Raw genomic sequence first — 23352 nt, 5'->3', positions numbered from 1 at the left:
GAGCGCGGCGGCGGGCTGATGGGTTGCGCGAGCGCTGCAGCCCCCTCTCCCCCCACCCCTCTCCCGCAAGGGCAGAGGGGCTTCGTATCAGGGCTTGCGGCGCGCGGCGCTACGTGCGCGCGTCGTGAGACCCAGCACATCGCGCTGGCGGTCGATCCGTGCCTGCTTGCGCGCGTCGTCGCGTTCCATGGCCCGGCGCGCGGTGTAGCCAGACCAATCGGCAAAAGCCCACCACAGCACCGCGGCCGGAAAGGGCAACAGTACGATCCACCACGCGAGCCCGGCGAAGAAGCCGACCGCGAAGTACTTCAACCCGATTGCCACCAACCCCACGACCAACAGCCACATGTTCCGCTCCTCGTTCCAACAGCCCGCCGCGCGACGCACGAGCCACATTGCAAACGACTGTAACGCCGCCGCCGGGCGAATGGCAGCTTCCGCGTCTGCGCTGCGCGCCGGGCTGATCGCCACCGCGGCGCTGGCCGGCCTGCTGCCTGCCGCCCATGCCGACCTGGCCCTGGCCACCAGCAAGGCCTGCATGGCCTGCCACACGGTGGACCGCAAGGTGATCGGCCCCGCCTTCAAGGACGTGGCCGCCCGCTACAAGGACCAGAAAGGCGCCGCGGACATGCTGGCCAACAAGATCCGCAAGGGTGGCGCGGGCGCCTGGGGGCCGGTGCCCATGCCGGCCAACACGCAGGTCAGCGAGGCCGATGCGAAGAAGCTGGCGGCCTGGGTGCTGACGCTCAAGTAACCGGGCGGCGCAGGCCCCTTCTCGTTTGGGCTGAACCTGCCGAAGCCGACTCCTCCCCGTTCGCGCTGAGCCTGTCGAAGCGCCGGCCCCTGCACCGTTCGCGCTGAGCCTGTCGAAGCGCCGGCCCCTGCACCGTTCTCGCTGAGCGGTCGAAGCGCGGCGCCCGGCTTCGACAAGCTCAGCCCGAACGGTTTGGGGGGAATTCGGCGGGAAGAACGGTCCGCCGCAGCACCCCGTCCGGCCCTGCCGCTCAGCCCAGCGGCCGCGTGAGGTACACCGCCTCGCGCCCCACGATGGCGTCGCGCGTGGGCATGAAGACGGTGCAGCCGTCGCAGGGCGAGACGATGCGCCGCTCGCCGTCGGTGGCGATCAGCTCGTCCTTGGCGAAGGTCTCGAAGCCGACCAGCGGCCGCTCGAAGCGGAATTCCTTGGTGTGCACCATGTGCGTCTGCAGCAGCTCGAAGCGGCGTTGCGACGCCGGCGGCTGGCGGTCCTCGCGCGGCGCGATCAGGCCGAAGTGGGCGATGAAGTCGTGCGCCACCTTCGTGGCCAGGTCCGCCGCGGATTGCGCGAAATGCTGGCCGCACTCCACCACCAACGCCGTCTGCGGACCGTCGCCGTCCACGCCATGCCGGCCGTACTGGATCAGCGGCGTGCCCGAGCCCAGGCCCTGCGGCATCACCAGGTGCACCGGCGGCAGGCCCAGCGCCACGGCCACGGCCGCATTGCGCGCATAGGCCGGATAGACCCAGAAGGGCTGCACGTCCTGGCTGGTGGAGTGGATGTCCAGCACATGGTCGGCCGCGTCCACCACGGCGCGCAGCTCGCGGGCGCGGCGCAGCTCGGGGCTGTCCTCGCTGCCGTCGAGCATCTCGGCCGACCAGATGCGGTTCATGTTGTGCACCAGCTGGCGGCTGTCGAAGGGCCGCTCGATGTCGAAGCTCTCGTAGGCCGCGACGTTGGAGAAGCTGATGGTCAGCACGCCCTTCACCGGCCGAACGCCGCTGTCGAGCAGGTGCGTGGCCGCCACCATGCCGCAGATCTCGTTGCCGTGGGTCAGGGCATTGACCAGCACGTGCGGCCCGGGCTGGCCCGAGTCGAAGCGGTGCACATAGTCGATGCCGGTGTTGCCCTGCCGATAGGCGGAAAGGTCGCGCGGCAGGACCTCGAAGGTGGGATGTGGGGCGGTCATCGGGGCATTGTGGGCGAGCAGGCCAAAGCCTGCTCGGCGCCGCAGGGCCCGCGGCCGCTCACTCGATGGCCAGGTCCAGCCGCGAGACCAGCGCACGGGTCTGCGCGTTCATGCCCACCACCTCCACGGCGCTGCCATGCTTGCGCAGGCGCTGGCAGACCTTGTCCAGCGCGTTGACGGCCGTGATGTCCCAGAAATGCGCGTCGGCGAGGTCGATGCGCACCGGCCGGCCCTCGATGTCGCGGATGTCGAAGGCTTCCACCAGCATGTCGGCCGAGGCGAAGAAGACCTGGCCCGACACACGGTAGACCAGCGCCCCGCCCTCCTCCGCCGGCTCGACCGCGATCAGCCGCGCCACCTTGAAGGTGAAGAACACGCCGCTCAGCAGCACGCCCACCGCCACGCCCGCGGCCAGGTTGTCGGTGAGCACCGTGACCACCACCGTCGCCAGCATGACCACGCTGGACAGCTTGGGATGCCGCCACAGCGCCCGCGCCGAGCCCCAGTCGAAGGTGGAGGCCGACACCATGACCATCACGGCCACCAGCGCCGCCACCGGCACCTTGGACACCCAGGGCTTGAGCAGCACCATCAGCACCAGCAGGAAGGCGCCCGCGAACAGCGTGGACAGCCGGCCGCGCCCGCCGTAGCGCACGTTGCTGACGGTCTGGCCGATCATCCCGCAGCCGGCGATGCCGCCGAAGAAACTGGCCGCGACGTTGGCCAGGCCCAGGCCGGTGGCCTCGCGGTTCTTGGCGCTGGGCGTGTCGGTCAGTTCGTCCACCACGCTGGCGGTCATCAGCGACTCCAGCAGGCCCACCATGGCGATGGCCAGGGCCGGCAGCGCAATCAGCTGCAGCGTCTGCCACGACAGCGGCACCTGCGGCACGCCGAAGCTGGGCAGGCCCTCGGGCAGCAGGCCCAGGTCGGCCACGGTCTTGAGCGGCAGGTTCAGCCATTGGGCCGCCAGCGTGAGCACCACGATGCTCACCAGCGGCGACGGCACGACGGTGGTCAGGCGCGGCAGGCCGTAGATGATGAGCAGCCCGGCGCCCACCGTGGCCCAGGTCGCCAGGTTGGCGCCCACCAGGTGCGGCATCTGCGCCGAGAAGATCAGGATCGCCAGCGCATTGACGAAGCCAGTGCGCACCGAGCCCGACACGTAGCGCATCAGCGTGCCCAGCCGCAGCCAGCCGAAGAGCATCTGCACCAGCCCCGCCAGCACGCCGGCCGCGAACAGGTACTGCACGCCGTGCGAATGCACCAGCGGCGCCGCCACCAGCGCCACCGAGCCGGCGGCCGCCGACACCATGGCCGGCCGCCCGCCCGCGAAGGCGATCACGATGCTGATGACGAAGGAGGCGAACAGGCCCACGGCCGGGTCCACGCCGGCCACGAAGGAGAAGGCGATGACTTCCGGAATCAGCGCGAAGGTGGCGACGGCACCGGCCATGAGCTCGCGCGGAATGCTGGGCGCCCATTCGGCGCGGAAGGGATGGGGGTGTCGGGACATGGCGTATCTGGCAAGGAAAGGCGGGGCGCCGCCGGTGTCGAACGGCGGGGCCGCGGCGGAGGGACAGGCGTTCAGCCCTCTTCTTCGGAAGGACCGCCCCAGTTCTCGTCCTGCTCGATGGCATCCGCATCGCGCCCGCGCCCCCGGGCGCGCAGGGCCGCGGCGCGCTGGCGCTTGAGCTCGGCCTCGGCCTTGCGCCCCGCCGCCAGCCAGCCCAGGAACTGGTTGACCGTCTCCAGCGTGATGCGGCCGATCACGCCGCTGCGCAGGTCGGTGAGCACCGCCTCGGCGGCCTTCTGGGTGTCGATGCGGCCGCCGCCCAGCAGCGCGCCGCGCTTGCGGCCGATGGCGCCCAGGATGTCCTCGTCGGGCTGGGTGCACAGCGCCAGTTGGGCGTTGTCGGCCGGCAGCTTGTAGCGGGCGCGCAGCGGCTCGGTGTACTGGGCCTTGAGGTAGGCCAGCACGTCCAGCGCCACCGATTCGTCGTCGTACGCATTGCGGCCCACGGCGCCGGTGGCGGCCAGGCGGGTGCCGCTCTCGGGCACGATGATCTTGGGCCACAGCATGCCCGGCGTGTCGTACAGGTAGAAGTCGTCGGCCAGCAGGATGCGCTGCTCCTGCTTGGTCACGCCGGCCTCGTCGGCGGCCTTGGCCTGACGCTTCAGGCTCAGGGTGTTGATCAGCGTGGACTTGCCCACGTTGGGCACGCCGCAGATCAGCACCCGCATCGGCTTGGCCAGCCCGCCGCGGTTGGGTGACAGGCGGTGGCAGGCCTCGATGATGGCCGCGCGCTGGGCCGGCGGCGTCTGGCTGGCGTCCAGCGCGATGGCACCGGTGGCCTCCTGCGCCTGGTAGTGGGCCAGCCATTCGGCGGTGCGGGCCGGGTCGGCCAGGTCCTGCTTGTTCAGGATCTTCAGCCGCGGCTTCTTGGCCGTGATGGCCGCCAGCGCCGGGTTGGCGCTGGAGCCGGGCAGGCGCGCGTCCAGCAGCTCGATCACGACGTCGGTGGTCTTCATCCGCTCGGTGATGGCCTTTCGGGTGGCATGCATGTGGCCGGGAAACCATTGGATCGTCATGGCAGCAGTCGGGCGAGGAGACAGGGGAAGGAAAGCGCGCGGGAAGGGCGCGTCGGCCCGCCGCAGGGGCGGGGCCGTGGGGCATGGCGCGGCAGCGCACCACGGCGGCGAAGGGGCCGGATTGTCGCCGCTCGCCGCCGGCCTCGCCTGCAAGCACGCATTGGCCTTGGCCTACGCCGGCCCGCCGCGGGCTGGGGCACAGTGCAAGCTCGTCCCCATGGCCGGCACAGCATCCCTGCCGACCGGCCCTCACCGACAAAGGAGCCCATTTCATGCAGATCCAGGTCAACACCGGCAACGGCATCGAGAACAAGGAGTCGCTGGAGCGCTGGGCCGACGCCGAACTGCGTCAGCAACTGCACCGCTTTGCCGAGGAAGTCACCCGCGTCGAGGTGCACCTGAGCGACGAGAACGCCGCCCGCGGCGGTCAGGCCGACAAGCGCTGCACCATGGAAGCCCGGCTCGCAGGCCATGCGCCGATCGCCACCTCGCAGGACGCGCCCACCCAGGACGAGGCCTTCCGCTGCGCCCTCGACAAGCTCAAGCGCGCGCTGGACACCGCCATCGGCAAGCGCACCGACCACCGCGACCGCACCACCATCCGCACGGCCGGCATCGACGCCGGCCTGGGCGATTGAGCGCTGATACGCCGGACGTGGCCCCCCCCGGGCGCCACGTCTGGGAATTCGCCCGCACCGGCGGCGTCGACCAGGTGCTGATCCGCCGGGGCGAGGACATCGCCTACATCGGCCAGCTGGACCGCAAGCTGTGGGTCGCCCTGGCCTGCCCGGTGCAGGGCCTGGAATTCGACAGCCGCACCCTCGCCCTCATCGACACCAACAACGACGGGCGCATCCGTCCGCCCGAGCTGATCGCCGCCTGCGAATGGGCCTGCGGCGAATTGCGCGACGCGCAGTTGCTCATCACGGGCGGCGACACCCTCTCCCCCGACGACATTGCCGACCGCAGCGCGCTGCATGCCGAGGCCCGGCGCATCCTGCGCATCGTCGGCAAGGAAGAAGCCGCCGCGCTCACGCTGGAGGATGTGACGGGACGCAGCGAACTGCTCGCATCCCTGCGGTTCAACGGCGACGGCGTCATCACCCCTGCGACCGCGGAGGACGACGGCGTCCGCGCCGTCATCGAGCGGATCATCCAGACCCAGGGCGGCGTCGCGGATCGCAGCGGCGCCATGGGCATCCAGCGGGCCCAGGCCGAGGCCTTCTTCCAGCAGGCGCACGCGCTGGCGGACTGGCAGGCCAAGGCCGTGAGCGACGACGCCACCATGCCGCTGGGCGAGGCCACGCTGGCGGCCGCGGCGGCACTCGATGCCGTCGAAGCCAAGGTGGACGACTTCTTCGCCCGCTGCAGCGTGGCGGCCTTCGATCCGCAGGCCGTCCCGGCCCTCAACCCGGCCTCGGCGGCCTACGACGCGCTGGCGGGCAGCGCCATCGACACACACTCGCCCGCGCTGGCCGCCCTGCCGCTGGCACCGGTGGCGCCCGGCCGTACGCTGCCGATGGCGGGCCGCGTCAATCCGGCCTGGGCCGGCGCGCTGACCCAGCTGCGCGAGCGCGCCGTCGCACCGCTGCTGGGCGAGGCACTCGAAGCCATCGACGAGGGGCAGTGGGCGTTGCTGCGCGAGCGGCTGGCGCCCTGCCGCCGCTGGCTGGCCAGCCGCCCGCCGACCCGGCTGGGCAGCGCGGCCGATACACCGCCCGACAAACTCGAAACCTGGCTCGCAGCCGAAGCCGCCGTGCTGGCCCTGCTCACCCAGGACGAGGCGGAAGAGGCCCACAACCAGCGCCTCGTCGACCTGGAACGGCTGCTGCGCTTCAAGCGCGACCTGTACCGGCTGCTGCGCAACTTCGTCTCGTTCGAGGACTTCTACGCCCGGCGGGGCGCCATCTTCCAGGCCGGGCGCCTGTACCTGGACGGCCGCAGCTGCGACCTGGTGGTGCGGGTCGCCGACGCCAAGAAGCACGCCATGCTGGCCGGTTTGGCCAAGACCTGCCTGGCCTACTGCGAATGCACCCGCGGCAAGGACAAGCAGACCATCGTGGCCGCCTTCACCGCGGGCGACACCGACTTCCTGTTCGTCGGCCGCAACGGCGTGTTCTACGACCGCGAGGGCAAGGACTGGGACGCCACCATCACCCAGCTGATCGACAACCCGACCAGCGTGGCGCAGGCCTTCGTGGCGCCCTACAAGAAGTTCATCCGACTGGTCGAGGAGCAGGTGGCCAAGCGCGCCGCCGCCAGCGAGGCCACGGCCCAGGCCAGCCTGAGCAGCGTGGCGACCACCGTGGCCACGGCCGACAAGGCCGTGCCGCCGGCCACCGCCGGGCAGCCGGCCGCCCTGCCCAAGCTGCCCGGCCGCATCGACGTGGGCACCGTGGCCGCGCTGGGCGTGGCCATGGGCAGCATCAGCGCGGTGCTCGTGGCCATGTTCACCAAGTTCGTCGACCTGGGGCCGTGGATTCCCATTGCGCTGGTCGGCGTGGTGGTGGCCATCTCGGGGCCGAGCATGCTGATCGCCTGGATCAAGCTGCGCCAGCGCAGCCTGGGCCCGATCCTGGATGCGAGCGGCTGGGCCATCAACGGGCGGATGAAGGTGAGCGTACGGCTGGGCGGATCGTTGTCGCGGATGGCCAAACTGCCGCCGGGCGCCAAGCGTGTGCTGCAGGACCCTTATGCCGACCGCAGCAGCGGCTGGCTGGTGGGGCTGGGCGTGCTGGTGGTCGCCGGCGCGCTGGTGGTGTGGGGCTGGCGCACGGGCTGGCTCGAGCGGCATCTGCCGCAGGCCGTGCAGCCGGCGGCGACGATGCCGGGCGGCGCGGCGCCGGCCACGGTGCAGACGCCAGGGGGGTGATGCGCCCCTGCGCGCGCGGTTCGTTAGGGGATTAGGGAGGCGCTTCGACAAGCTCAGCGCGAACGGTATGTGGGAAGGTCGAGCCACCCATCCCAACCGTTCGGGCTGAGCCTGTCGAAGCCGGGGCCCAGCGCTCCGACCAAGCTCCACGCGAACGGTCTGTGGAACGGTCGAGCCGCCCACCCCATCCGTTCGGGCTGAGCCTGTCGAAGCCGAGGCGCAGCGCTTCGACAAGCTCAGCGCGAACGGTATGTGGGTATGTGGGTATGTGGGTATGTGAAACGGTCAAGCCACCCACCCCACCCGTTCGGGCTGAGCCTGTCGAAGCCGGGGCGCAGCGCTTCAACTGAACTCCGCGCGAACGGTGCGGAACGTCCGCCGGCCTCAGCGCTGTGCCGCCATCGCCTGGCTGACTTCGTTGGTGCCCTGGGCCGAGCCGCTCTGGGGCACCTGCTCGCCGTTGCGGTCAGTCACCTCGGCCAGGCGCGCGGCGAGCTGCTCGGGCACCGTGTCGCCCAGGCCCAGGTGCACGCCCTGCGTCAGCGTGATGTGCGCGGCCTCGAAGGTGCCGGCGCCGGCGCACAGCACCGTGCGCGTGGGCGCCGATTCGTGCGCCAGCACCAGCATGGCCGGCACCACGGCCTCGGGCTTGAGGGCGTCCAGCACTTCCTGCGGCATCAGGCCCTCGGTCATGCGCGTGGCGGCCGTGGGCGCCAGGCAGTTGACGTGGATGTTGTTCTTGGCGCCTTCCAGGCTCAGCGTCTGCATCAGGCCGACCAGCGCCATCTTGGCGGCGCCGTAGTTGCTCTGGCCGAAGTTGCCGTACAGGCCCGAGGAGGAGCTGGTCATGACGATGCGGCCGTACTTCTGCGCATTCATGATCGGCCACACGGCCTTGGTGCAGTGCACGGCGCCCATCAGGTGCACGTCCACCACCAGGCGGAAGTCGTCGAGCTCCATCTTGCTGAAGCTCTTGTCCCGCAGGATGCCGGCGTTGTTGACCAGCACGTCGACACGGCCCCAGGCGTCCACCGCCTGCTGCACCATCGCCTGCACGGCGGCGAAGTCGGTCACCGAAGCGCCATTGGCCAGCGCCTCGCCGCCCATGTCGCGGATCTCCTGCGCCACGCGCTCCGCCGCCGTGGGCGAGCCGCCCTGCCCGTCCACCGCGCCGCCCAGGTCGTTGATCAGCACCTTGGCGCCGCGACGCGCCAGGGCCAGCGCATGCTGCCGGCCCAGGCCGCCGCCGGCGCCGGTCACGATGGCCACACGGCCGTTGAAGTCGAGGGAGGGGGTGGTCATTGCGGGCGTCCTTTCGGGGCTGTCTCGTCGGAAATGCGAAACGAGCACTGTACCGGCCCCTCCGGTCCGCCCCTGTCTCCGAGGCGGTGGCCGCGGTCGGCGGCCGAATGTGCGCCCTCAGGGACGCGGGTCGAAGGCCACGGGCGCCGGCGCGGCGCTGAGCGGCGTCACGGCCACGGGCGTCGACGCGGTCGCGGCAGCGGCCCGTCGATCCAGCCGGTCTTCCAGCTGGCCGATGTGCGCGGCCAGCGTGTTGTCCGCCTGCTCCGCACGTTGGCGCAGGGCGGTTTCGAGCTGTTCGATGCGGGCCAGCAGGGCCGCATGGCGCTCGCCATTGCGGGCCATGTGGGCGTTTTCCTGTGTTTCGAGGAAGGTGCGCAGCTCGGTGAAGCGGCTGGCCTCGGCCTTGTCGGCCAGCTCGCGCTGGGCCTGCAGTTCCTTGGTGTGACGGCGGGCGTCGAGCAGCACCGTGCCCTGCAGCCACAGCACATAGGCCAGGAAGAAGGCGGCCAGCAGCACGGTCAGGCCCAGCATGACCAGACCCAGCGGTGCCGTGACCGTGGTGACACCCAGCGACATGGCGGTGGGCGCCGACAGCGTGCCCCAGTTCAGCGCGGCAAGGGCCGCGATGACGATGGCGATGACGAACAGGACGATGGAGCGCACACCCATGGGGCTTCCTCTCTTTTTCGATGTGGAAAGCCCCGGGTTGTACATCGGCCAGGCCGCGCGGCCGTGTCGGCCACGGGCGCCGCCCGCTGTGGGTCGGCCGCGCAACAGGTGGCCGCGGTCGGCGAAGGCGCGACGCTCAGCCCACGCGGCCGTAGCGGTCGGAGAAGCGGACGATGTCGTCCTCGCCCAGGTAGGCGCCCGACTGCACCTCGATCAGCTCCAGCGGGATCTTGCCGGGGTTCTCCAGCGCGTGGATCACGCCCAGCGGGATGTAGGTGGACTGGTTTTCGGAGAGCAGGATCTCCTTGTCGCCGATCTGCACCTTGGCCGTGCCCGACACCACGATCCAGTGCTCGGCGCGGTGGTGGTGCATCTGCACCGACAGCTTCTCGCCGGGCTTCACCGTGATGCACTTGACCTGGTAGCGGTCGCCATGGTCGATGGAGTCGTAGGCGCCCCAGGGCCGGTAGACCTTGCGGTGCGCCGAGGCCTCGGAGCGGCCGTCGGCCTTGAGCTTCTCGACGATCTTCTTGACGTCCTGCACCCTGGATTTGCTGGCCACCAGCACGGCGTCGGCCGTCTCGACGACCACCACGTCCTGGATGCCCAGCACCGACACCAGGCGGTGCTCGGCATGCACGTGGCTGTTGCGCACCTCGTGCGCCACCACATCGCCGCGGAAGGCGTTGCCCTGCGCGTCCTTGGCGCTGACTTCCCACACGGCGTTCCAGGCGCCCACGTCGCTCCAGCCGGCGCGCAGCGGCACGACCACGGCCTTGTCGGTCTTCTCCATCACGGCGTAGTCGATGGAGTCCTCGGGCGAGGTGGCGAAGGCCTCGGCGTCCAGGCGCACGAAATCCAGGTCCTTCTTGCCCTTCTCGACGGCCTCGCGCGCAGCGCGGGCGATGGCGGGCGCGAAGCGCTCCAGCTCCTGCAGGTAGGCCGAGGCCTTGAACAGGAACATGCCGCTGTTCCACAGGTGCCGGCCACCCTCCAGGTAGCCCTGGGCGGTCTGCAGGTCGGGCTTCTCGACGAAGGCCTGCACGGCCATGGGCGCCACCGGCGCCGCGGCGTCGATGCGGTTGGCGACGCTGATGTAGCCGTAGCCCGTCTCGGGTGCCGTCGGCACGATGCCGAAGGTGACCAGCTTGCCCGCCTCGGCAGCGGACAGGCCGGCGCGCACGGTCTCGTGGAAGGCGGCGGTGTCGGGAATGGCATGGTCGGCGGCCAACACCAGCAGCACCGGGTCCTGGCCGTCGGCCATCGCGGTCACGGCCGCCGCCGCAATGGCCGGCGCCGTGTTGCGCGCCACGGGCTCCAGCACGATCGCATGGGCGCTCAGACCCTTCTCGCGGAGCTGCTCGGCCACGATGAAGCGGTGGCCGTCGTTGCACACCACCAGCGGCCGCACCGGCGCGTTGCCGTTCAGGCCCGCCAGGCGCGCCGCGGTGAGCTGGAACAGCGTCTGCTCTTCGGTGAGACCCAGGAACTGCTTGGGGCAGCCAGCCCTCGACAGAGGCCACAGCCGCGTGCCGGAGCCACCGGAGAGGATGACGGGCATCACGGCGGCAGAGGCGTAGATAGCGAGAAAGGATCAGGCGGCAGCCGCGCGGCCGCTTTGCCAGCGCCAGACATCGGCGCACATGGTGTCGAGGTCGCGGCGGGTCTGCCAGCCCAGCAATTGGCTTGCCAGCGCCGGGTCGGCCCAGTATTCGGCCACGTCGCCCGCGCGGCGCGGCGCCACCTTGTACGGAATCGGCTTGCCGCAGGCCCGCTCGAAGGCCTTGACCAGATCGAGCACCGAGGCCGGGCGGCCGGTGCCCAGGTTCACAGTCAGCAGGCCGGCCTGGCGGTCCAGGTGGTCGAGCGCGGCGACATGGCCTTCGGCCAGGTCCATCACATGGATGTAGTCGCGCACGCCGGTGCCGTCGGGCGTGGGGTAGTCGTTGCCGAACACGCTCAGCTCGGCGCGCTGGCCCACGGCCACCTGGGCCACATAGGGCATCAGGTTGTTGGGAATGCCCTGCGGGTCTTCGCCAATGAGGCCGCTCTCGTGCGCGCCCACCGGGTTGAAGTAGCGCAGGCGCGCCACCCGCCAGTCGGGCTCGGCCGCGCACAGGTCGGCCAGCATCTGCTCCATCATGGCCTTGGTGTGGCCATAGACGTTGGCGGGACGGAAGGGAAAGTCCTCGCGCACGGGCACGGTGTCCGGGTCGCCGTACACGGTGGCAGAGGACGAGAACACCATCTGCCGCACGCCCGAGGCCTGCATGGCCCGCAGCAGCGTCACGGTGCCTGCGACGTTGTTGTCGTAGTAGCGCAGCGGCTGCGCCATGGACTCGCCCACCGCCTTCAATGCCGCGAAGTGGATGACGGCCGTGATGCCGTGCTCCGCCAGCACCCGCCGCACCAGCGCCTCGTCGCGCACGTCGCCCTCCACGAAGGGCACCTCGCGGCCGATGATCTGGCCCACGCGCGTCAGCACATCGGGCCGGCTGTTGTCGAAGTTGTCGAGGACGACGAAGGGACGGTTCGCCGCCGCCAGCGCGACGCAGGTGTGGGAGCCGATGAAGCCGGCGCCGCCGGTGACGAGGATCATGGGTCGGGGCTTTGTGAAAAATCGCTACCGAAAGGTAATGCGGTGGCACCCGATCTTAAACAGCTCCTGACCAACTGACGCGCAATACGCATCTACCCGCACTTTGGTTGTAAGCACGGTGACAAATCTTTGCAGTCGCTGTGTTGCAGCGGCGGGCGGCGCAGCGGCCGCCCCCCGCCGGCCGCGCTCAGTTGGTCTGCGCCAGCTGCTCCAGGATCGCCGGGTTCTCCAGCGTCGACGTGTCCTGGGTGATCGCCTCGCCCTTGGCGATGCTGCGCAGCAGGCGGCGCATGATCTTGCCGCTGCGCGTCTTGGGCAGGTTGTCGCCGAAGCGGATGTCCTTGGGCTTGGCGATGGGCCCGATCTCCTTGGCCACCCAGTTGCGCAGCTCGTTGGCGATCTGCTTGGCCTCTTCGCCCGTGGGCCTGCCGCGCTTGAGCACGACGAAGGCGCACACCGCCTCGCCCGTCACGTCGTCGGGACGCCCCACCACGGCGGCCTCGGCCACCAGGTCGGTCTTGGCGACCAGGGCCGATTCGATCTCCATGGTGCCCAGGCGGTGGCCCGACACGTTCAGCACGTCGTCGATGCGGCCGGTGATGCGGAAGTAGCCGCGGTCTTCGCTGCGCACCGCGCCGTCGCCGGCCAGGTAGATGGTGCCGCCCATCTCCTCGGGGAAGTAGCTCTTCTTGAAGCGCTCGGGGTCGTTCCAGATGGTGCGGATCATCGAGGGCCAGGGCCGCTTGATGACCAGCATGCCGCCGGCGCCATTGGGCAGGTCCTTGCCCGTCTCGTCCACGATGGCGGCCATGATGCCCGGCAGCGGCAGCGTGCAGGAGCCCGGCACCAGCGGCGTGGCGCCCGGCAGCGGCGTGATCACGTGGCCGCCCGTCTCGGTCTGCCAGAAGGTGTCGACGATGGGGCAGCGCTCGTGGCCGATGTTCCGGTGGTACCACATCCAGGCCTCGGGATTGATCGGCTCGCCCACCGAACCCAGGATGCGCAGCGACGACAGATCCCAGTTCTTGGGATGCACCTTCTCGTCCGACTCGGCCGCCTTGATCAGCGAGCGGATCGCCGTGGGCGCCGTGTAGAAGATGCTGACCTTGTGCTTCTCGATCATCTGCCAGAAGCGGCCGGCGTTCGGGTACGTGGGAATGCCCTCGAACACCACCTGCGTCGCGCCCGCCGCCAGCGGGCCGTAGGCCACGTAGGTGTGGCCGGTGATCCAGCCGATGTCGGCGGTGCACCAGAAGACGTCTTCGGGCCGGATGTCGAAGGTCCACTCCATCGTCATCTTGGCCCACAGCAGGTAGCCGCCGGTGGCGTGCTGCACGCCCTTGGGCTTGCCGGTGGAGCCCGAGGTGTAGAGGATGAACAGCGGATGCTCCGCGCCCACCGCCACCGGCGGGCAGTCGTCGCCCTGCCCTTGCAGCGCCTCGTCGAAGGTCTTGTCGCGGCCTTCGACCTTGTTCCAGGCCGAGGGCGTGCGCTCGTACACCAGCACCGTCTTGAGCGTGGTACAGCCGCCCAGGGCGATGCCGTCGTCCACGATGGCCTTGAGCGGCAGCTCCTTGCCGCCGCGCAGCTGGTAGTTGGCCGTGATCACCGCCACGGCACCCGCGTCGATGATCCGCTCGTTGAGCGCCTTGGCCGAGAAGCCGCCGAAGACCACGCTGTGCGTCGCGCCGATGCGCGCGCAGGCCTGCATGGCGACCACGCCTTCCACGCCCATGGGCATGTAGACGATCACGCGGTCGCCCTTGCCGATGCCCTGCGCCTTGAGCGCGTTGGCGAAGCGGCTCACGCGCGAGAGCAGTTCCTTGTACGTGACCTCGGTGACCGTGCCGTCGTCGGCCTCGAAGACGATGGCCGTCTTGTTCTCGACCGGGGTGCCGATGTGGCGGTCCAGGCAGTTGGCGCTGGCGTTGAGCTCGCCGTCGTCGAACCACTTGTAGAAGGGTGCATTGGACTCATCGAGCGTGCGGCTGAAGGGCTTGGTCCAGTTCAGGTGCTCGCGGGCCTGGCGGGCCCAGAAGCCGTCGAAGTCGCGATTGGCCTCGTCGCACAGCGCTTGGTAGGCCGCCATGCCCGCCACGCGGGCGCCCTTCTGCGCCTGGGCGCTGGGCTCGAAGACGCGGTTTTCGACGAGCACGGACTGGATGGTGGAAGCCGAGCTGCTGCTCATGGTCTTGTCTCCTGGAGGGCTGGATGGGCCCGATCTTGATGGCGAAAAGGGGAACGCGGTGTACTGTCCCGCGGGCGTCTTACGAGGCTCTGACGCAGGGGTCCGGCGGCCGGACGAGCCCGAGCATGCTAATCAACCTGCCATGCGCCCCACCAACCCATGGTGTATGGCAAAGTCGGAGCAATCCAGTGAAAATGCCAGACCCCGCCGCAGATTGCCCCATTTGCCATGCAAGCCACCTCCAACATCCACCATGGCAGAGCCGTCATTCCTGCCGCCTTGCGCGAGCAGCTGGGCCTGCACGACGGCGACCAGTTGATCTGGCAGGTGCGCGATGGCGAACTGGTCGCCACTACCCGCCGCGCCCAGCTGCATCGCGCCCAGCAACGCTTTCAGCAAACCGTGGCCAAGGATTCCCCGTCGCTGTCCGAAGAACTCGCGGCCGACCGCCGTCGCGCCGCCGACACCGAATGAGCACGCCATCGCCCATCGTGCTGGACGCCTCGGCGATCCTGGCCTTTCTGCAGGAAGAGCCCGGCCATCTCGAAGTGGAAGAGGCCCTGCACGACCGCCCCTGCCTGGTGACCGCCGCCAACCAGTGCGAAGTCGTGGCCAAGCTGCTCGACCGCCAGATGCCGCCGGAGGTCATCGATGCCGTGGTGGCCGACCTGGGCTATCAGGTGGTGGACGTCACCGCCGAAGATGGCACGCGCGCCGGTCACTGGCGCAGCCTGACCCGCGCGCACGGCCTCAGCCTCGGAGACCGCCTGTGCCTGGCCGTGGCCGCCCGACTGCAGGCGCCCGTGCTCACGGCGGACCGGCCCTGGCTTGCGCTGGCTGACACATTGAACGTGCAGATTCGCTGTCTGCGCCCCGGCTCGCACTAGCGCCGTCCCGGGGCTTGCACCCGCACCCCTTACCCCTTTCCTTTTCCTCTCCGTCCGATCTCCATGGCCGACCTGAACGACCCGACTCCGCCCGCGCCCGTCAAGCGCACCTCTCCCCTGCGCCCCCTGCCCAACCTGATCTTCGCCAGCCGCTGGCTGCAGCTGCCCCTGTACCTGGGCCTGATCGTGGCGCAGGCGGTGTACGTGGTGCATTTCCTGGTCGAGCTGCTGCACCTGGTGGAGGCCGCCTTCGGCAACCAGAACGCGCTGCAGGCCCTGATCAACAGCATCGGCTACAAGACCACCGCGCCCATCACCACCCTGAACGAGACGGTGATCATGCTGGTGGTGCTGGCACTGATCGACGTGGTGATGATCAGCAACCTGCTGATCATGGTGATCGTGGGCGGCTACGAGACCTTCGTGAGCCGCATGAACCTCGAAGGCCACCGCGACCAGCCCGAGTGGCTGAGCCACGTCAATGCCTCGGTGCTCAAGGTCAAGCTGGCGATGTCGATCATCGGCATCAGCTCGATCCACCTGCTCAAGACCTTCATCAACGCCGACAACTACACCGAGAAGGTGCTGATCGCCCAGACGGTGATCCACGTCGCCTTCCTGTTCTCGGCGATGGCGATTGCCTATACCGACAAGCTGATGAGCACGACGGGAGGGCATGGGAAGAAGAACGGCGGGCACTGAGCGTCGCCCCACGGCACTGCCCCAGTTCCCAAAGCCCGCCTCGGCGAAAGTCAGGCGGGCTTTTCTTTACATGAACAGCCTCCGCTCGCGCGTGCTGAGGCCCGCCTGAGGGGGAGAGGGCAGTTGCGGGGGCCGCCCCCTCTCCCCAACCCTCTCCCGCAAGGGGAGAGGGAGCAGGGCCTCAGCTCGCCCGCGCCGTCAGCCACTGGCTCGGTGGCAGGGGCGCGCCGACGATGCGGATCTCGCCCAGGCTGCCGAGGAAGCCGGTGGACATGCCGTCGGCCCACTGGCCGCAGCCGATGGCCATCTGCTGCTGGGCGGCCACGTACTGGATGCCGTGCATGTTGCTGTTGTTGCGCAGCACCGGCGCACCTTCCACGTACATCGTGGTCGCGTAGCCATCCGCCGGGTCGTTGACGATGGCCACGTGCAGCCACTGGCCCGCCGAGATGCTGCCCGACCAGCAGGTCAGGTTGGTCGCCTGGTCGGTGGGCACGATCTCCCACTGGAACTCCATCAGGTTCGACAGCGCGAACATCATGGGGGTGTCGCCCTCGCCGCTGCCGAAGCCCTGCAGGTGCGAACGCGCGCCCAGCCGGTACAGGATGCCCATCCAGCCGTTGACGTTGGCGTCGAAGGCCGGGTCGATGTAGACGAAGGCCTCGACCGTGTAGCCGCTCAGGAACTGCTCGGTGTTGAGCTTCGAGGTCTTGTCGGTGGTGAAGTACGAGGCCCGGCTGCCGGTGGCATTCAGAAAGCGCAGGCTGCCCGGCGCGGCCGACAGCGGGTGGTGGCTTTTGGACCAGACCAGGTCGCCGTCCTTGCCCATCCAGGTGTTGACCGAGATGGGGTTGGCGCCCGCGGGGGACACGTCGGCGATCTGCTGGCCGTTCTGGTACGGAAACTTGTCGCCCTCGGCCGCGGTGCTGCTGTAGAAGCGCCAGTGCGCCAGCGTGTTGGCCACCTTGGGATAGTCGTCGGGGCCCGACGCCGGCCGGCTCGCGGCCACGGTGGGGCTCTTGAAGTTGGTGAGGATCGTCTCCTTGGCCTGCTGCGTGATGGCCTTGGTGCGCGTGCCGGCCGGCACGACAAAGCCGGGGTTGAAGCCGCCGAAGCGCGCCGCGAAGTCGATGTCGAGGGTGAAGCCCTGGTTGGCCTCCGTGAGCCAAGCCGAGTCGAAGTTGTTCAGCTCGGCCTGCGGCTTGACCGGCACCCACGGCGAGAAGGAGCTGGCCACGATCTTCTTGTGGGTCAGGTCGAACTCGTACATGCGCATCAGGCCGTTGCCGCCCATGTAGGCCATCTGGTAGTCCACCACCATCAGGAACACGTCATGGCCGAAGGCGTTCTTCTTCGTCACGGTGCAAGAGCCGTGGTAATGGCCGTTCACGGCCATGAAGATCTGGTCGTTGTTCTTGATGAGCCTGTCCCACATGTAGTTGGAATACGCCGTGTCGACGGCGGTCACGCCGTCCTGGCCGATGCCCATCAGCTGGTGGTTGATCAGGATGACCGGCAGCGTCGGGTTCTTCTGGATCACCTGATTGGCCCAGGCGATGGCGTCGTCGGACGCGCGCCACGACATCGAGAGCACCAAAAAGCGGTTTCCCTCGGCCTGGAACACGTGGTACTCGTGAAAGCCGGAGGAATGCCGCCCGCCGAAGGTGGACTGCTGCTGAGCCCGCGCGGTGGGAAACACCTGCAGGTAGGGCTCGAACAGCTTCACGCGGTGGCTGCCGCCGTCCTGGTAGCCGTCGGTGTTGTCGAAGCCGGTCACGCCCACGCCCCAGTCGGGGCCCCATTGCATGTCGGAGCCGATGGCGCCCACGTCATGGTTGCCGGCGCAGATGGAATAGGGGCATTTGGCCTGCTCCAGCACCTGCATGGCCTGGCTGGCCAATTCCCATTCCTTTTGAACCGTATTGGCCGCAATCTGCCCATTGCCCACCAGGTCGGTGGAGGCGCTCCAGGGCGCGGATTTTTCTGACGAGTAATACCAGGATTGGTCCACCACGTCACCCAGATGCATGGTGAAGGCGGTCTTCAATTGCTGCGCATTGCTGGCGATCCATTGCGTCTGCGCCTTGAAGGGATTGTTGTAGCGCGGATCGATATCGGCATAGAGCTTCTGGTAGAGCATGCCCATTTTTTGCGACGCATAGCGCGAATAGAACTGCGTGTCGGGCAGCACCATCACCGAAAACGACGACGTCGGCACATCCTGCGTGGGTTGCGTCTGCGGCGCGGCAGCGGGCGCCGGTGCGGCGGCCGGCGCAGGTGCTGCGGCACTGCCACCGCCCAAGGAAGAAGACGCCGGCAACAGCGTGCTGCCATCGCCACCACAGCCCGCCAGCACCCCCGACACGCCCACGGCCGAGCCCGCCAGCATCAGCTGGAGCAGGCGCCGGCGCTGGATCTCGTTGACGCGCGCGAGCTCGTCGATATTCAACGTCGCGGGAATGCGCGTATTTTGGTATTCACTCATTTCGAACCCTCGATGGAACGGCGCAATGCAGCGCGCCGGAAAAAGGCGAAATGATCGGGACGCGTCTTTACATTCAAGTGACAAGTCCACCTGAATATTTCCCAGCCTTGGTCAGCTTGGTTTAAGCAAAAACAAGGATTCGCGCGCGGCCACGAAATGCCGCCACTGCACGCGCCAGAAGTCAGCATCGTTTCAGCTTTCCTTCACGGGCGTGACACCGCCATTGACCAACATTCAGCGGGTTTGCATTTCCAGCCCACGATCAAGAGGTCATCTTGAAACCCACCGCCCCTTCGACTTCACGTCTTCTTCTCCCGGCCCTCACCGTGCTGGCCGCTGCGGCCCTGACCGCCTGCGGCGGCGGTGGCAACGACGGCATCGCCTTCCTGCCGGCATCGACCAGCAGCGGCAGCAACAGCAACAACGGCGGCCAGACCGGCAGCACGGCCAACACCGTGGCCGTGAACGGCGTGGTCGCGGCCACGGCCTTCAAGTCCGGCAGCGCCACCGACCCGGTCTTCTCGGCCGGCTACTTCGCGGGCGCCAAGGTCTGCGTGGACAGCAACAACAACGGCCGCTGCGACGACGGCGAGACCGCCACCACCACCGACGCCAGCGGCAAGTTCAGCCTGTCGGTGCCCGCTGGCTCGGCCCTGCTGGCCGACATTGGCACCAGCGCCAAGAACACCGCCACCGGCCAGGCCGTGGCCACCCGCGAGGCGCTGCGCATCAGCGCCGGCCAGGTCAGCGACCAGCAGGCCGCGCAGGTCGTCATCAGCCCGCTGTCGGCCGAGGTGGCCCGCCTGATCGACGCCAACGGCAGCAGCTATGCCACCGAGCGCAAGAACGTCGCCAGCCGCCTGGGCGTGGCCGAGACCGCCGTGCTGGGCGACTTCAACCAGGCCAGCGGCAAGGCCCAGGCCGCCCTGCTGGCCGAGGCCAATGCGCTGAACAACCGCTATGTCTACGCCACCGCCAAGCTCGACCGCGGCGACCTGTACCCCGACGCGCTGGCCGTGCCCGGCGGCGACCCGCGCCTGACGGGCAAGAACGGCGTCACCGCCCTGACCGCCAACACGGCCGACACGCGCAAGCCCATCACCTTTGCGCAGGCCCAGCAGGCCGCCTTCAACGTCGAGGGCATCCCGCGCTACGACAACATCTTCATCGTGATGCTGGAGAACAAGGCGACCTCGTCGATCGTCAACTCGCCCTACGCGCCCAAGATCAACGCCTACCTGCAGGCCGGCAACCAGCTGGTGAGCTACTACGCCACCGGCAATCCCAGCGAGCCCAACTACACCGCCCTGGGCGGCGCCGACGACTTCGGCATCACCGACGACAGCCAGTGGAACTGCGACGCCACCGGCCCCACCGCCGTGCAGGACCTGCCCGTGCCCGACAACACCCAGCCCGGCCTGGCCAGCTCGCCCTTCAAGACCACCTGCACGCAGACCGCCGCCGTCAGCCACAACATCGTGGGCCGGCCCAACCTGTTCAACGCCATCACCGCCGCCGGCATGACCTGGCGCACCTACAGCGAGTCGATGAACCCGGGCCAGGACTTCCGCACCGACAGCGTGGCCGACGCCGCCGTCACCGCGCAGGACCATGTCTACCCGCCCGGCACCCTGGGCCCCAACACCAGCACCATCGGCGACTCGACGCTCACGTTGCCCATGCCCGCCGGCCTGTACAAGACCAAGCACCACCCCGGCATGGCTTACCAGAACGTGCGCAGCGCGCCCGAGTGGAAGTACAGCAACCGCACCATGGGCGGCGGCCAGTGGGATGCGGCACTCGGCAAGGCCAGCGCCTACGCCACACCCACCGGCTACGACATCGACCAGCTGGGCACCGACCTGGCCAGCGGCAACGTGGGCAACCTCAACTTTTTGATGCCCGACCAGTGCGACGACATGCACGGCATCACGGTCAAGGGCACCAACGGCGGCGGCACCACCGCATCGGCCAGCGACTGCAGCAGCGTGGCCAACAACGTGGCCACCAGCGCCGTGTCACCCATCATCACGCGCGGCGACAACTACGTGGACTACGTCGTCAAGAAGATCCAGGCCTCGCCGCTCTGGCAGAACCCCAACAAGCGCGTCGCCATCGTGCTGATGTTCGACGAGGGCAATGCCACCGCCGGCTTCAACTCGTGCTGCGGCTGGAACCCGCTGAAGGTCAAGCAGACCACCAACATGCCCAACCCGCTGCAGCAGAACGCGGACGGCAGCTGGTCGCAGGACACCACCATCAACAACTACCAGATGGGCAACCGCGGCCACGGCGAGAGCATCTTCGGCATCCTGACCAACCAGCCCAACGCACCCAAGGGCGTGGTCGACAGTGACGCCTACAGCCACTTCGCCTTCGTGCGCACGCTGCAGGACATGTTCGGCCTGGCCGACCCGGGCAACGATGCCTCGTACATGAACCGCTCCAAGTACACCGAGGCCTTCATCGCCGCCAACATCCTGAACCTGCCCGAGTACGCCGGCAGCGCCGACACGCACTTCGACAGCGTGCGGCCCATCAACCACGCCTTCGTGGCGCCCGCCGGCTACACGCAGAAGCAGTCCGCCGACGCAACCCTGGCCGCGCAGACCGGCCCCGACGCCAACCAGACCAACGTCTGGGCCGTCAAGCCATGAGGCGGACCATCGCTCCGGCGGCCGGCGCCACGCTCCTGGCGGTGGCGGCGGCGGCAGCCGTGGCGGTGGGCCTGGCCAGCTGCGGCGGCGGCAGCGGCGGGGGCGGCAGCGCCCTGCCGCTGGGGCTGGGCGCCGGCGGCGGCGCGGCAGCGCCCGCCCCTGCGGTGGCGGCGCCTGCGGCTGCCCCCGCGCCGGCCTCCGGCCCGCTCAGCCTGGCCGCCCAGGTGGGCCAGAAGATGTTCTTCGACAAGGCCCTGTCGGGCTCGGGCCAGATGAGCTGCGCCTCATGCCACGACCCGGCCCATGCCTACGCCCCCGCCAACGACCTGGCCGTGCAGCTGGGCGGCCCCAAGCTGGACCAGCCTGGCACCCGCGCCGTGCCCTCGCTGCGCTACAAGGAATTCACCCCCGCCTACGCCGACCTGCTGGACAACCCCGACGGCATCAGCGCCCCCGGCCCCGGCGGCGGCTTCACCTGGGACGGCCGCGCCGACACCCTGGCCGACCAGGCCCGCGTGCCCCTGCTCAACGCCGCCGAAATGGCCAACGCCAGCCCGGCCGACGTGGTGCGCAAGCTGCAGGCCGCCAGCTATGCACCGCTCATCACCCAGGCCTTCGGCGCGCATGTGTTCGACAACCCCGACACCGCCTTCGCCAGCGCCGTGCAGGCCCTGCAGGCCTACCAGCTGGAAGACACCAGCTTTCACCCCTACACCAGCAAGTTCGACCGCTACGCCAGCAACAAGCTGGGCGGCAACCTCTCGCCCGCGGAAGTGCGGGGCCTGAAGGTCTTCACCGACCCCGCCACCGGCAACTGCGCCTCGTGCCACTACCAGGGCGCGGGGCTCAACGGCAGCTCGGCCCTGTTCACCGACTTCTCGTACGAGGCCATCGGCGTGCCGCGCAATGCCGCCATCGCCGCCAATGCCGACCCCACGTACTACGACATGGGCGTGTGCGGACCCCTGCGCACCGACCACCAGCCCGCCAGCCCCGGGGCGGCCAACAGCTTCTGCGGCATGTTCAAGGCCCCCACGCTGCGCAACGTGGCCACGCGCAGTGCCTTCTTCCACAACGGGGTGATGCACACGCTGGAGCAGGTCATCCGCTTCTACAACACGCGCGACACCAACCCCGAGCTGTGGTACCCCATCGTGGGCGGCCAGCCCAAGGCCAAGAACGACCCGGCCTTTCCGACCTACGGCCTCATCACCACCCAGTACACCGGCGGCACCGTCCGGAAGTTCGACGACCTGCCCAGCGCCTACCTGCCCAACATCGACCCGCAGATGCCCATGGACGGCCGCAAGCCCGGCGCCAAGCCGCCCATGTCCGAGCAGGACATCCATGACCTGATCTGCTTCCTGCACACCCTGGACGACGCCGACACCACGGCCGCCCAACCACTCAAGCCCGAAGACTGCGCCCAATGACGCGCCCCATGACCCCGACCACCCTGCCCCTTCCCGCCCCTGGCCCCGTCGCCCCGCGCACCCGCCTGGCCGTGCCCGCTGCCACTGCGCTGCTCTGCGCCGCCGCCCTGCTGGCCGGCTGCCAGCACGAAGCCACCGTGGACCCCGGCGCCCTGCATGCCGCCACCGAGCTGTACCTGGCCCGCCACGGCGACCTGTGCCTGGGCAAGACCCACTGGCCCATCGACGTGACCCAGGCCGACGCCCGGGCCCATGCGCGCGACGCCGTGCAGATGCCCGTGCTGCAGCACCTGGGCCTGGTGCAGGCCGAAGACATCGCCCTGCCCGCCACGGCCGAGGCGCCCGCCACCGCCGCCACGCGCTACACCCTGACGTCCGAAGGCCAGAAGTACTTCATCGCCCGCAAGACCGCCACCGGCGCCGCGGCGCCGGCCGACTTCTGTGCCGCCCACCTCACGCTCGACCGCGTCGTCGGCTGGGCGCCCGAGCCCGGGCACCCCGCGGCCGATAGCGGCTCCGTGGTCGTCACCTACACCTACCACGTGCAGCCCGCGCCCTGGGCCGCCGATGCCGATGCACAGCGCGTGTTTCCGATGGTGGCGCGCGTGGTGCAGGGCGCGGGCAGCCTGCAGCTGCGCCAGGCCTTCACGCATGGGCCCGAGGGCTGGGTGCCCGTCGGCGGCACCTGAGCTCATCCCGGCCGCCGCGGCCGCCCTTGGCAAGCCATCCAACGGCCTGCCCCCACCCCGCAAAGCACAACGCCCATGGCCCCTTCACAGGGCCATGGGCGTTGTGTCTTGGGGCCGGCGGGACCCCTTTACAACCACACCGCTAATCGTTGCTGAATTCAGTAGAAATCTTGCGGAGATAGAGATTTTTTCTCATTTCCTTCACTTTTATTAAGCCTAAAGTGTCAGCAAGTCTTCAATTCCGATGATTTCGTGCGCACAAGCCCACATCCCAGCTTCTAGCATGCGTTACTACTTTCAGCCTCCTTGCAACGCATGCAGCGAATCGTCA

At 69.1% G+C, this 23352-nt stretch carries 19 protein-coding genes; 9 read left to right on the top strand and 10 right to left on the bottom strand.

From position 1 onward, the window contains the following. Positions 1 to 87: 87 nt before the first annotated feature. Complete coding sequence (locus L0984_RS12890) at positions 88 to 348, bottom strand: TIGR04438 family Trp-rich protein (protein WP_234193966.1); 261 nt, start codon at positions 346 to 348, stop codon at positions 88 to 90. 79 nt (positions 349 to 427) lie between these two features. Between L0984_RS12890 and L0984_RS12885 the strand changes: the two genes are divergently transcribed. After that, the gene (locus L0984_RS12885) at positions 428 to 754 is read left to right on the top strand and encodes a c-type cytochrome (protein WP_234193965.1); all 327 of its coding nucleotides are present in this window, start codon (positions 428 to 430) and stop codon (positions 752 to 754) included. A gap of 250 nt (positions 755 to 1004) precedes the next feature. On the opposite strand, the gene L0984_RS12880 is transcribed toward L0984_RS12885, so the two are convergent. From L0984_RS12880 to ylqF, 3 genes are all read right to left on the bottom strand, one after another. Continuing rightward, on the bottom strand, positions 1005 to 1946 hold the full coding sequence (locus L0984_RS12880) for a succinylglutamate desuccinylase/aspartoacylase domain-containing protein (protein ID WP_234193964.1): 942 nt from the start codon (positions 1944 to 1946) through the stop codon (positions 1005 to 1007). Positions 1947 to 2004: 58 nt separating this feature from the next. Continuing rightward, a complete protein-coding gene (locus L0984_RS12875; protein ID WP_234193963.1) occupies positions 2005 to 3459 on the bottom strand; it encodes a SulP family inorganic anion transporter in 1455 nt (484 codons plus the stop codon). Positions 3460 to 3530: 71 nt separating this feature from the next. Then, positions 3531 to 4535 carry a ribosome biogenesis GTPase YlqF gene (ylqF, locus tag L0984_RS12870; protein WP_234193962.1) on the bottom strand — a complete coding sequence of 335 codons (1005 nt, stop codon included), beginning with the start codon at positions 4533 to 4535 and terminating at the stop codon, positions 3531 to 3533. 272 nt (positions 4536 to 4807) lie between these two features. On the opposite strand from ylqF, the gene L0984_RS12865 reads away from it, so the two are divergent. Both L0984_RS12865 and L0984_RS12860 read left to right on the top strand, forming a co-directional pair. Continuing rightward, entirely contained in the window at positions 4808 to 5173 is a 366-nt protein-coding gene (locus L0984_RS12865) for an HPF/RaiA family ribosome-associated protein (protein ID WP_234193961.1), read from the top strand. Positions 5174 to 5190: 17 nt separating this feature from the next. Continuing rightward, the gene (locus tag L0984_RS12860) at positions 5191 to 7407 is read left to right on the top strand and encodes a hypothetical protein (RefSeq protein WP_234193960.1); all 2217 of its coding nucleotides are present in this window, start codon (positions 5191 to 5193) and stop codon (positions 7405 to 7407) included. Positions 7408 to 7791: 384 nt separating this feature from the next. Here L0984_RS12860 and L0984_RS12855 read toward each other — a convergent pair whose 3' ends face one another. The 5 genes from L0984_RS12855 to acs form a co-directional block, all read right to left on the bottom strand. Next, entirely contained in the window at positions 7792 to 8709 is a 918-nt protein-coding gene (locus tag L0984_RS12855; RefSeq protein WP_234193959.1) for an SDR family oxidoreductase, read from the bottom strand. Positions 8710 to 8826: 117 nt separating this feature from the next. Continuing rightward, complete coding sequence (locus L0984_RS12850; protein ID WP_234193958.1) at positions 8827 to 9381, bottom strand: LapA family protein; 555 nt, start codon at positions 9379 to 9381, stop codon at positions 8827 to 8829. Between the two features lie 136 nt (positions 9382 to 9517). Then, complete coding sequence (locus tag L0984_RS12845; RefSeq protein ID WP_234193957.1) at positions 9518 to 10942, bottom strand: mannose-1-phosphate guanylyltransferase/mannose-6-phosphate isomerase; 1425 nt, start codon at positions 10940 to 10942, stop codon at positions 9518 to 9520. Between the two features lie 33 nt (positions 10943 to 10975). Next, complete coding sequence (gene galE, locus L0984_RS12840) at positions 10976 to 11980, bottom strand: UDP-glucose 4-epimerase GalE (protein WP_234193956.1); 1005 nt, start codon at positions 11978 to 11980, stop codon at positions 10976 to 10978. 187 nt (positions 11981 to 12167) lie between these two features. After that, positions 12168 to 14168: an acetate--CoA ligase gene (acs, locus tag L0984_RS12835; RefSeq protein WP_234193955.1), complete on the bottom strand. Its 2001-nt coding sequence runs from the start codon at positions 14166 to 14168 to the stop codon at positions 12168 to 12170. A 228-nt stretch (positions 14169 to 14396) separates the two neighbouring features. Here acs and L0984_RS12830 point away from each other — a divergent pair, with 228 nt between their 5' ends. From L0984_RS12830 to L0984_RS12820, 3 genes are all read left to right on the top strand, one after another. Beyond that, on the top strand, positions 14397 to 14642 hold the full coding sequence (locus tag L0984_RS12830; protein ID WP_043118201.1) for an AbrB/MazE/SpoVT family DNA-binding domain-containing protein: 246 nt from the start codon (positions 14397 to 14399) through the stop codon (positions 14640 to 14642). After that, on the top strand, positions 14639 to 15055 hold the full coding sequence (locus L0984_RS12825; RefSeq protein ID WP_234193954.1) for a type II toxin-antitoxin system VapC family toxin: 417 nt from the start codon (positions 14639 to 14641) through the stop codon (positions 15053 to 15055). The genes L0984_RS12830 and L0984_RS12825 overlap by 4 nt, the downstream gene beginning before the upstream one ends. A gap of 63 nt (positions 15056 to 15118) precedes the next feature. Then, positions 15119 to 15757, top strand: coding sequence for a YqhA family protein (locus tag L0984_RS12820; protein WP_234193953.1), 639 nt, complete (start codon positions 15119 to 15121; stop codon positions 15755 to 15757). Between the two features lie 181 nt (positions 15758 to 15938). Here L0984_RS12820 and L0984_RS12815 read toward each other — a convergent pair whose 3' ends face one another. Further along, positions 15939 to 18242, bottom strand: a complete 2304-nt coding sequence (locus tag L0984_RS12815) for a LamG-like jellyroll fold domain-containing protein (RefSeq protein WP_234193952.1) — start codon at positions 18240 to 18242, stop codon at positions 15939 to 15941. Positions 18243 to 18517: 275 nt separating this feature from the next. Here L0984_RS12815 and L0984_RS12810 point away from each other — a divergent pair, with 275 nt between their 5' ends. From L0984_RS12810 to L0984_RS12800, 3 genes are read left to right on the top strand one after another with little or no spacing between them, the layout of a single operon-like run. Next, a complete protein-coding gene (locus tag L0984_RS12810; protein WP_234193951.1) occupies positions 18518 to 20899 on the top strand; it encodes a phosphoesterase in 2382 nt (793 codons plus the stop codon). Next, positions 20896 to 22332 (top strand): cytochrome-c peroxidase, encoded by a 1437-nt coding sequence (locus tag L0984_RS12805; RefSeq protein WP_234193950.1) that lies wholly within the window; start codon positions 20896 to 20898, stop codon positions 22330 to 22332. The genes L0984_RS12810 and L0984_RS12805 overlap by 4 nt, the downstream gene beginning before the upstream one ends. Positions 22333 to 22340: 8 nt before the next feature. Continuing rightward, positions 22341 to 23021: a hypothetical protein gene (locus L0984_RS12800; RefSeq protein ID WP_234193949.1), complete on the top strand. Its 681-nt coding sequence runs from the start codon at positions 22341 to 22343 to the stop codon at positions 23019 to 23021. Positions 23022 to 23352 lie beyond the last annotated feature (331 nt).

It is taken from the genome of Pseudacidovorax sp. NFM-22, assembly GCF_021401245.1.
Lineage (GTDB): Bacteria > Pseudomonadota > Gammaproteobacteria > Burkholderiales > Burkholderiaceae_C > Xenophilus.
Note: the sequence above shows the minus strand (reverse complement) of the source record. Positions and strands in the feature narration are given on the sequence as shown.

Coding starts and splice junctions, on each gene's coding strand:
- L0984_RS12815 (WP_234193952.1), bottom strand. CDS start 18,242: ATGAGTGAATACCAAAATACGCGCATTCCCGCGACGTTGAATATCGAC.
- L0984_RS12855 (WP_234193959.1), bottom strand. CDS start 8,709: ATGACCACCCCCTCCCTCGACTTCAACGGCCGTGTGGCCATCGTGACC.
- L0984_RS12820 (WP_234193953.1), top strand. CDS start 15,119: ATGGCCGACCTGAACGACCCGACTCCGCCCGCGCCCGTCAAGCGCACC.
- L0984_RS12875 (WP_234193963.1), bottom strand. CDS start 3,459: ATGTCCCGACACCCCCATCCCTTCCGCGCCGAATGGGCGCCCAGCATT.
- L0984_RS12805 (WP_234193950.1), top strand. CDS start 20,896: ATGAGGCGGACCATCGCTCCGGCGGCCGGCGCCACGCTCCTGGCGGTG.
- L0984_RS12885 (WP_234193965.1), top strand. CDS start 428: ATGGCAGCTTCCGCGTCTGCGCTGCGCGCCGGGCTGATCGCCACCGCG.
- L0984_RS12890 (WP_234193966.1), bottom strand. CDS start 348: ATGTGGCTGTTGGTCGTGGGGTTGGTGGCAATCGGGTTGAAGTACTTC.
- galE (WP_234193956.1), bottom strand. CDS start 11,980: ATGATCCTCGTCACCGGCGGCGCCGGCTTCATCGGCTCCCACACCTGC.
- L0984_RS12865 (WP_234193961.1), top strand. CDS start 4,808: ATGCAGATCCAGGTCAACACCGGCAACGGCATCGAGAACAAGGAGTCG.
- L0984_RS12800 (WP_234193949.1), top strand. CDS start 22,341: ATGACCCCGACCACCCTGCCCCTTCCCGCCCCTGGCCCCGTCGCCCCG.
- L0984_RS12850 (WP_234193958.1), bottom strand. CDS start 9,381: ATGGGTGTGCGCTCCATCGTCCTGTTCGTCATCGCCATCGTCATCGCG.
- L0984_RS12880 (WP_234193964.1), bottom strand. CDS start 1,946: ATGACCGCCCCACATCCCACCTTCGAGGTCCTGCCGCGCGACCTTTCC.
- L0984_RS12830 (WP_043118201.1), top strand. CDS start 14,397: ATGCAAGCCACCTCCAACATCCACCATGGCAGAGCCGTCATTCCTGCC.
- acs (WP_234193955.1), bottom strand. CDS start 14,168: ATGAGCAGCAGCTCGGCTTCCACCATCCAGTCCGTGCTCGTCGAAAAC.
- L0984_RS12825 (WP_234193954.1), top strand. CDS start 14,639: ATGAGCACGCCATCGCCCATCGTGCTGGACGCCTCGGCGATCCTGGCC.
- L0984_RS12845 (WP_234193957.1), bottom strand. CDS start 10,942: ATGCCCGTCATCCTCTCCGGTGGCTCCGGCACGCGGCTGTGGCCTCTG.
- ylqF (WP_234193962.1), bottom strand. CDS start 4,535: ATGACGATCCAATGGTTTCCCGGCCACATGCATGCCACCCGAAAGGCC.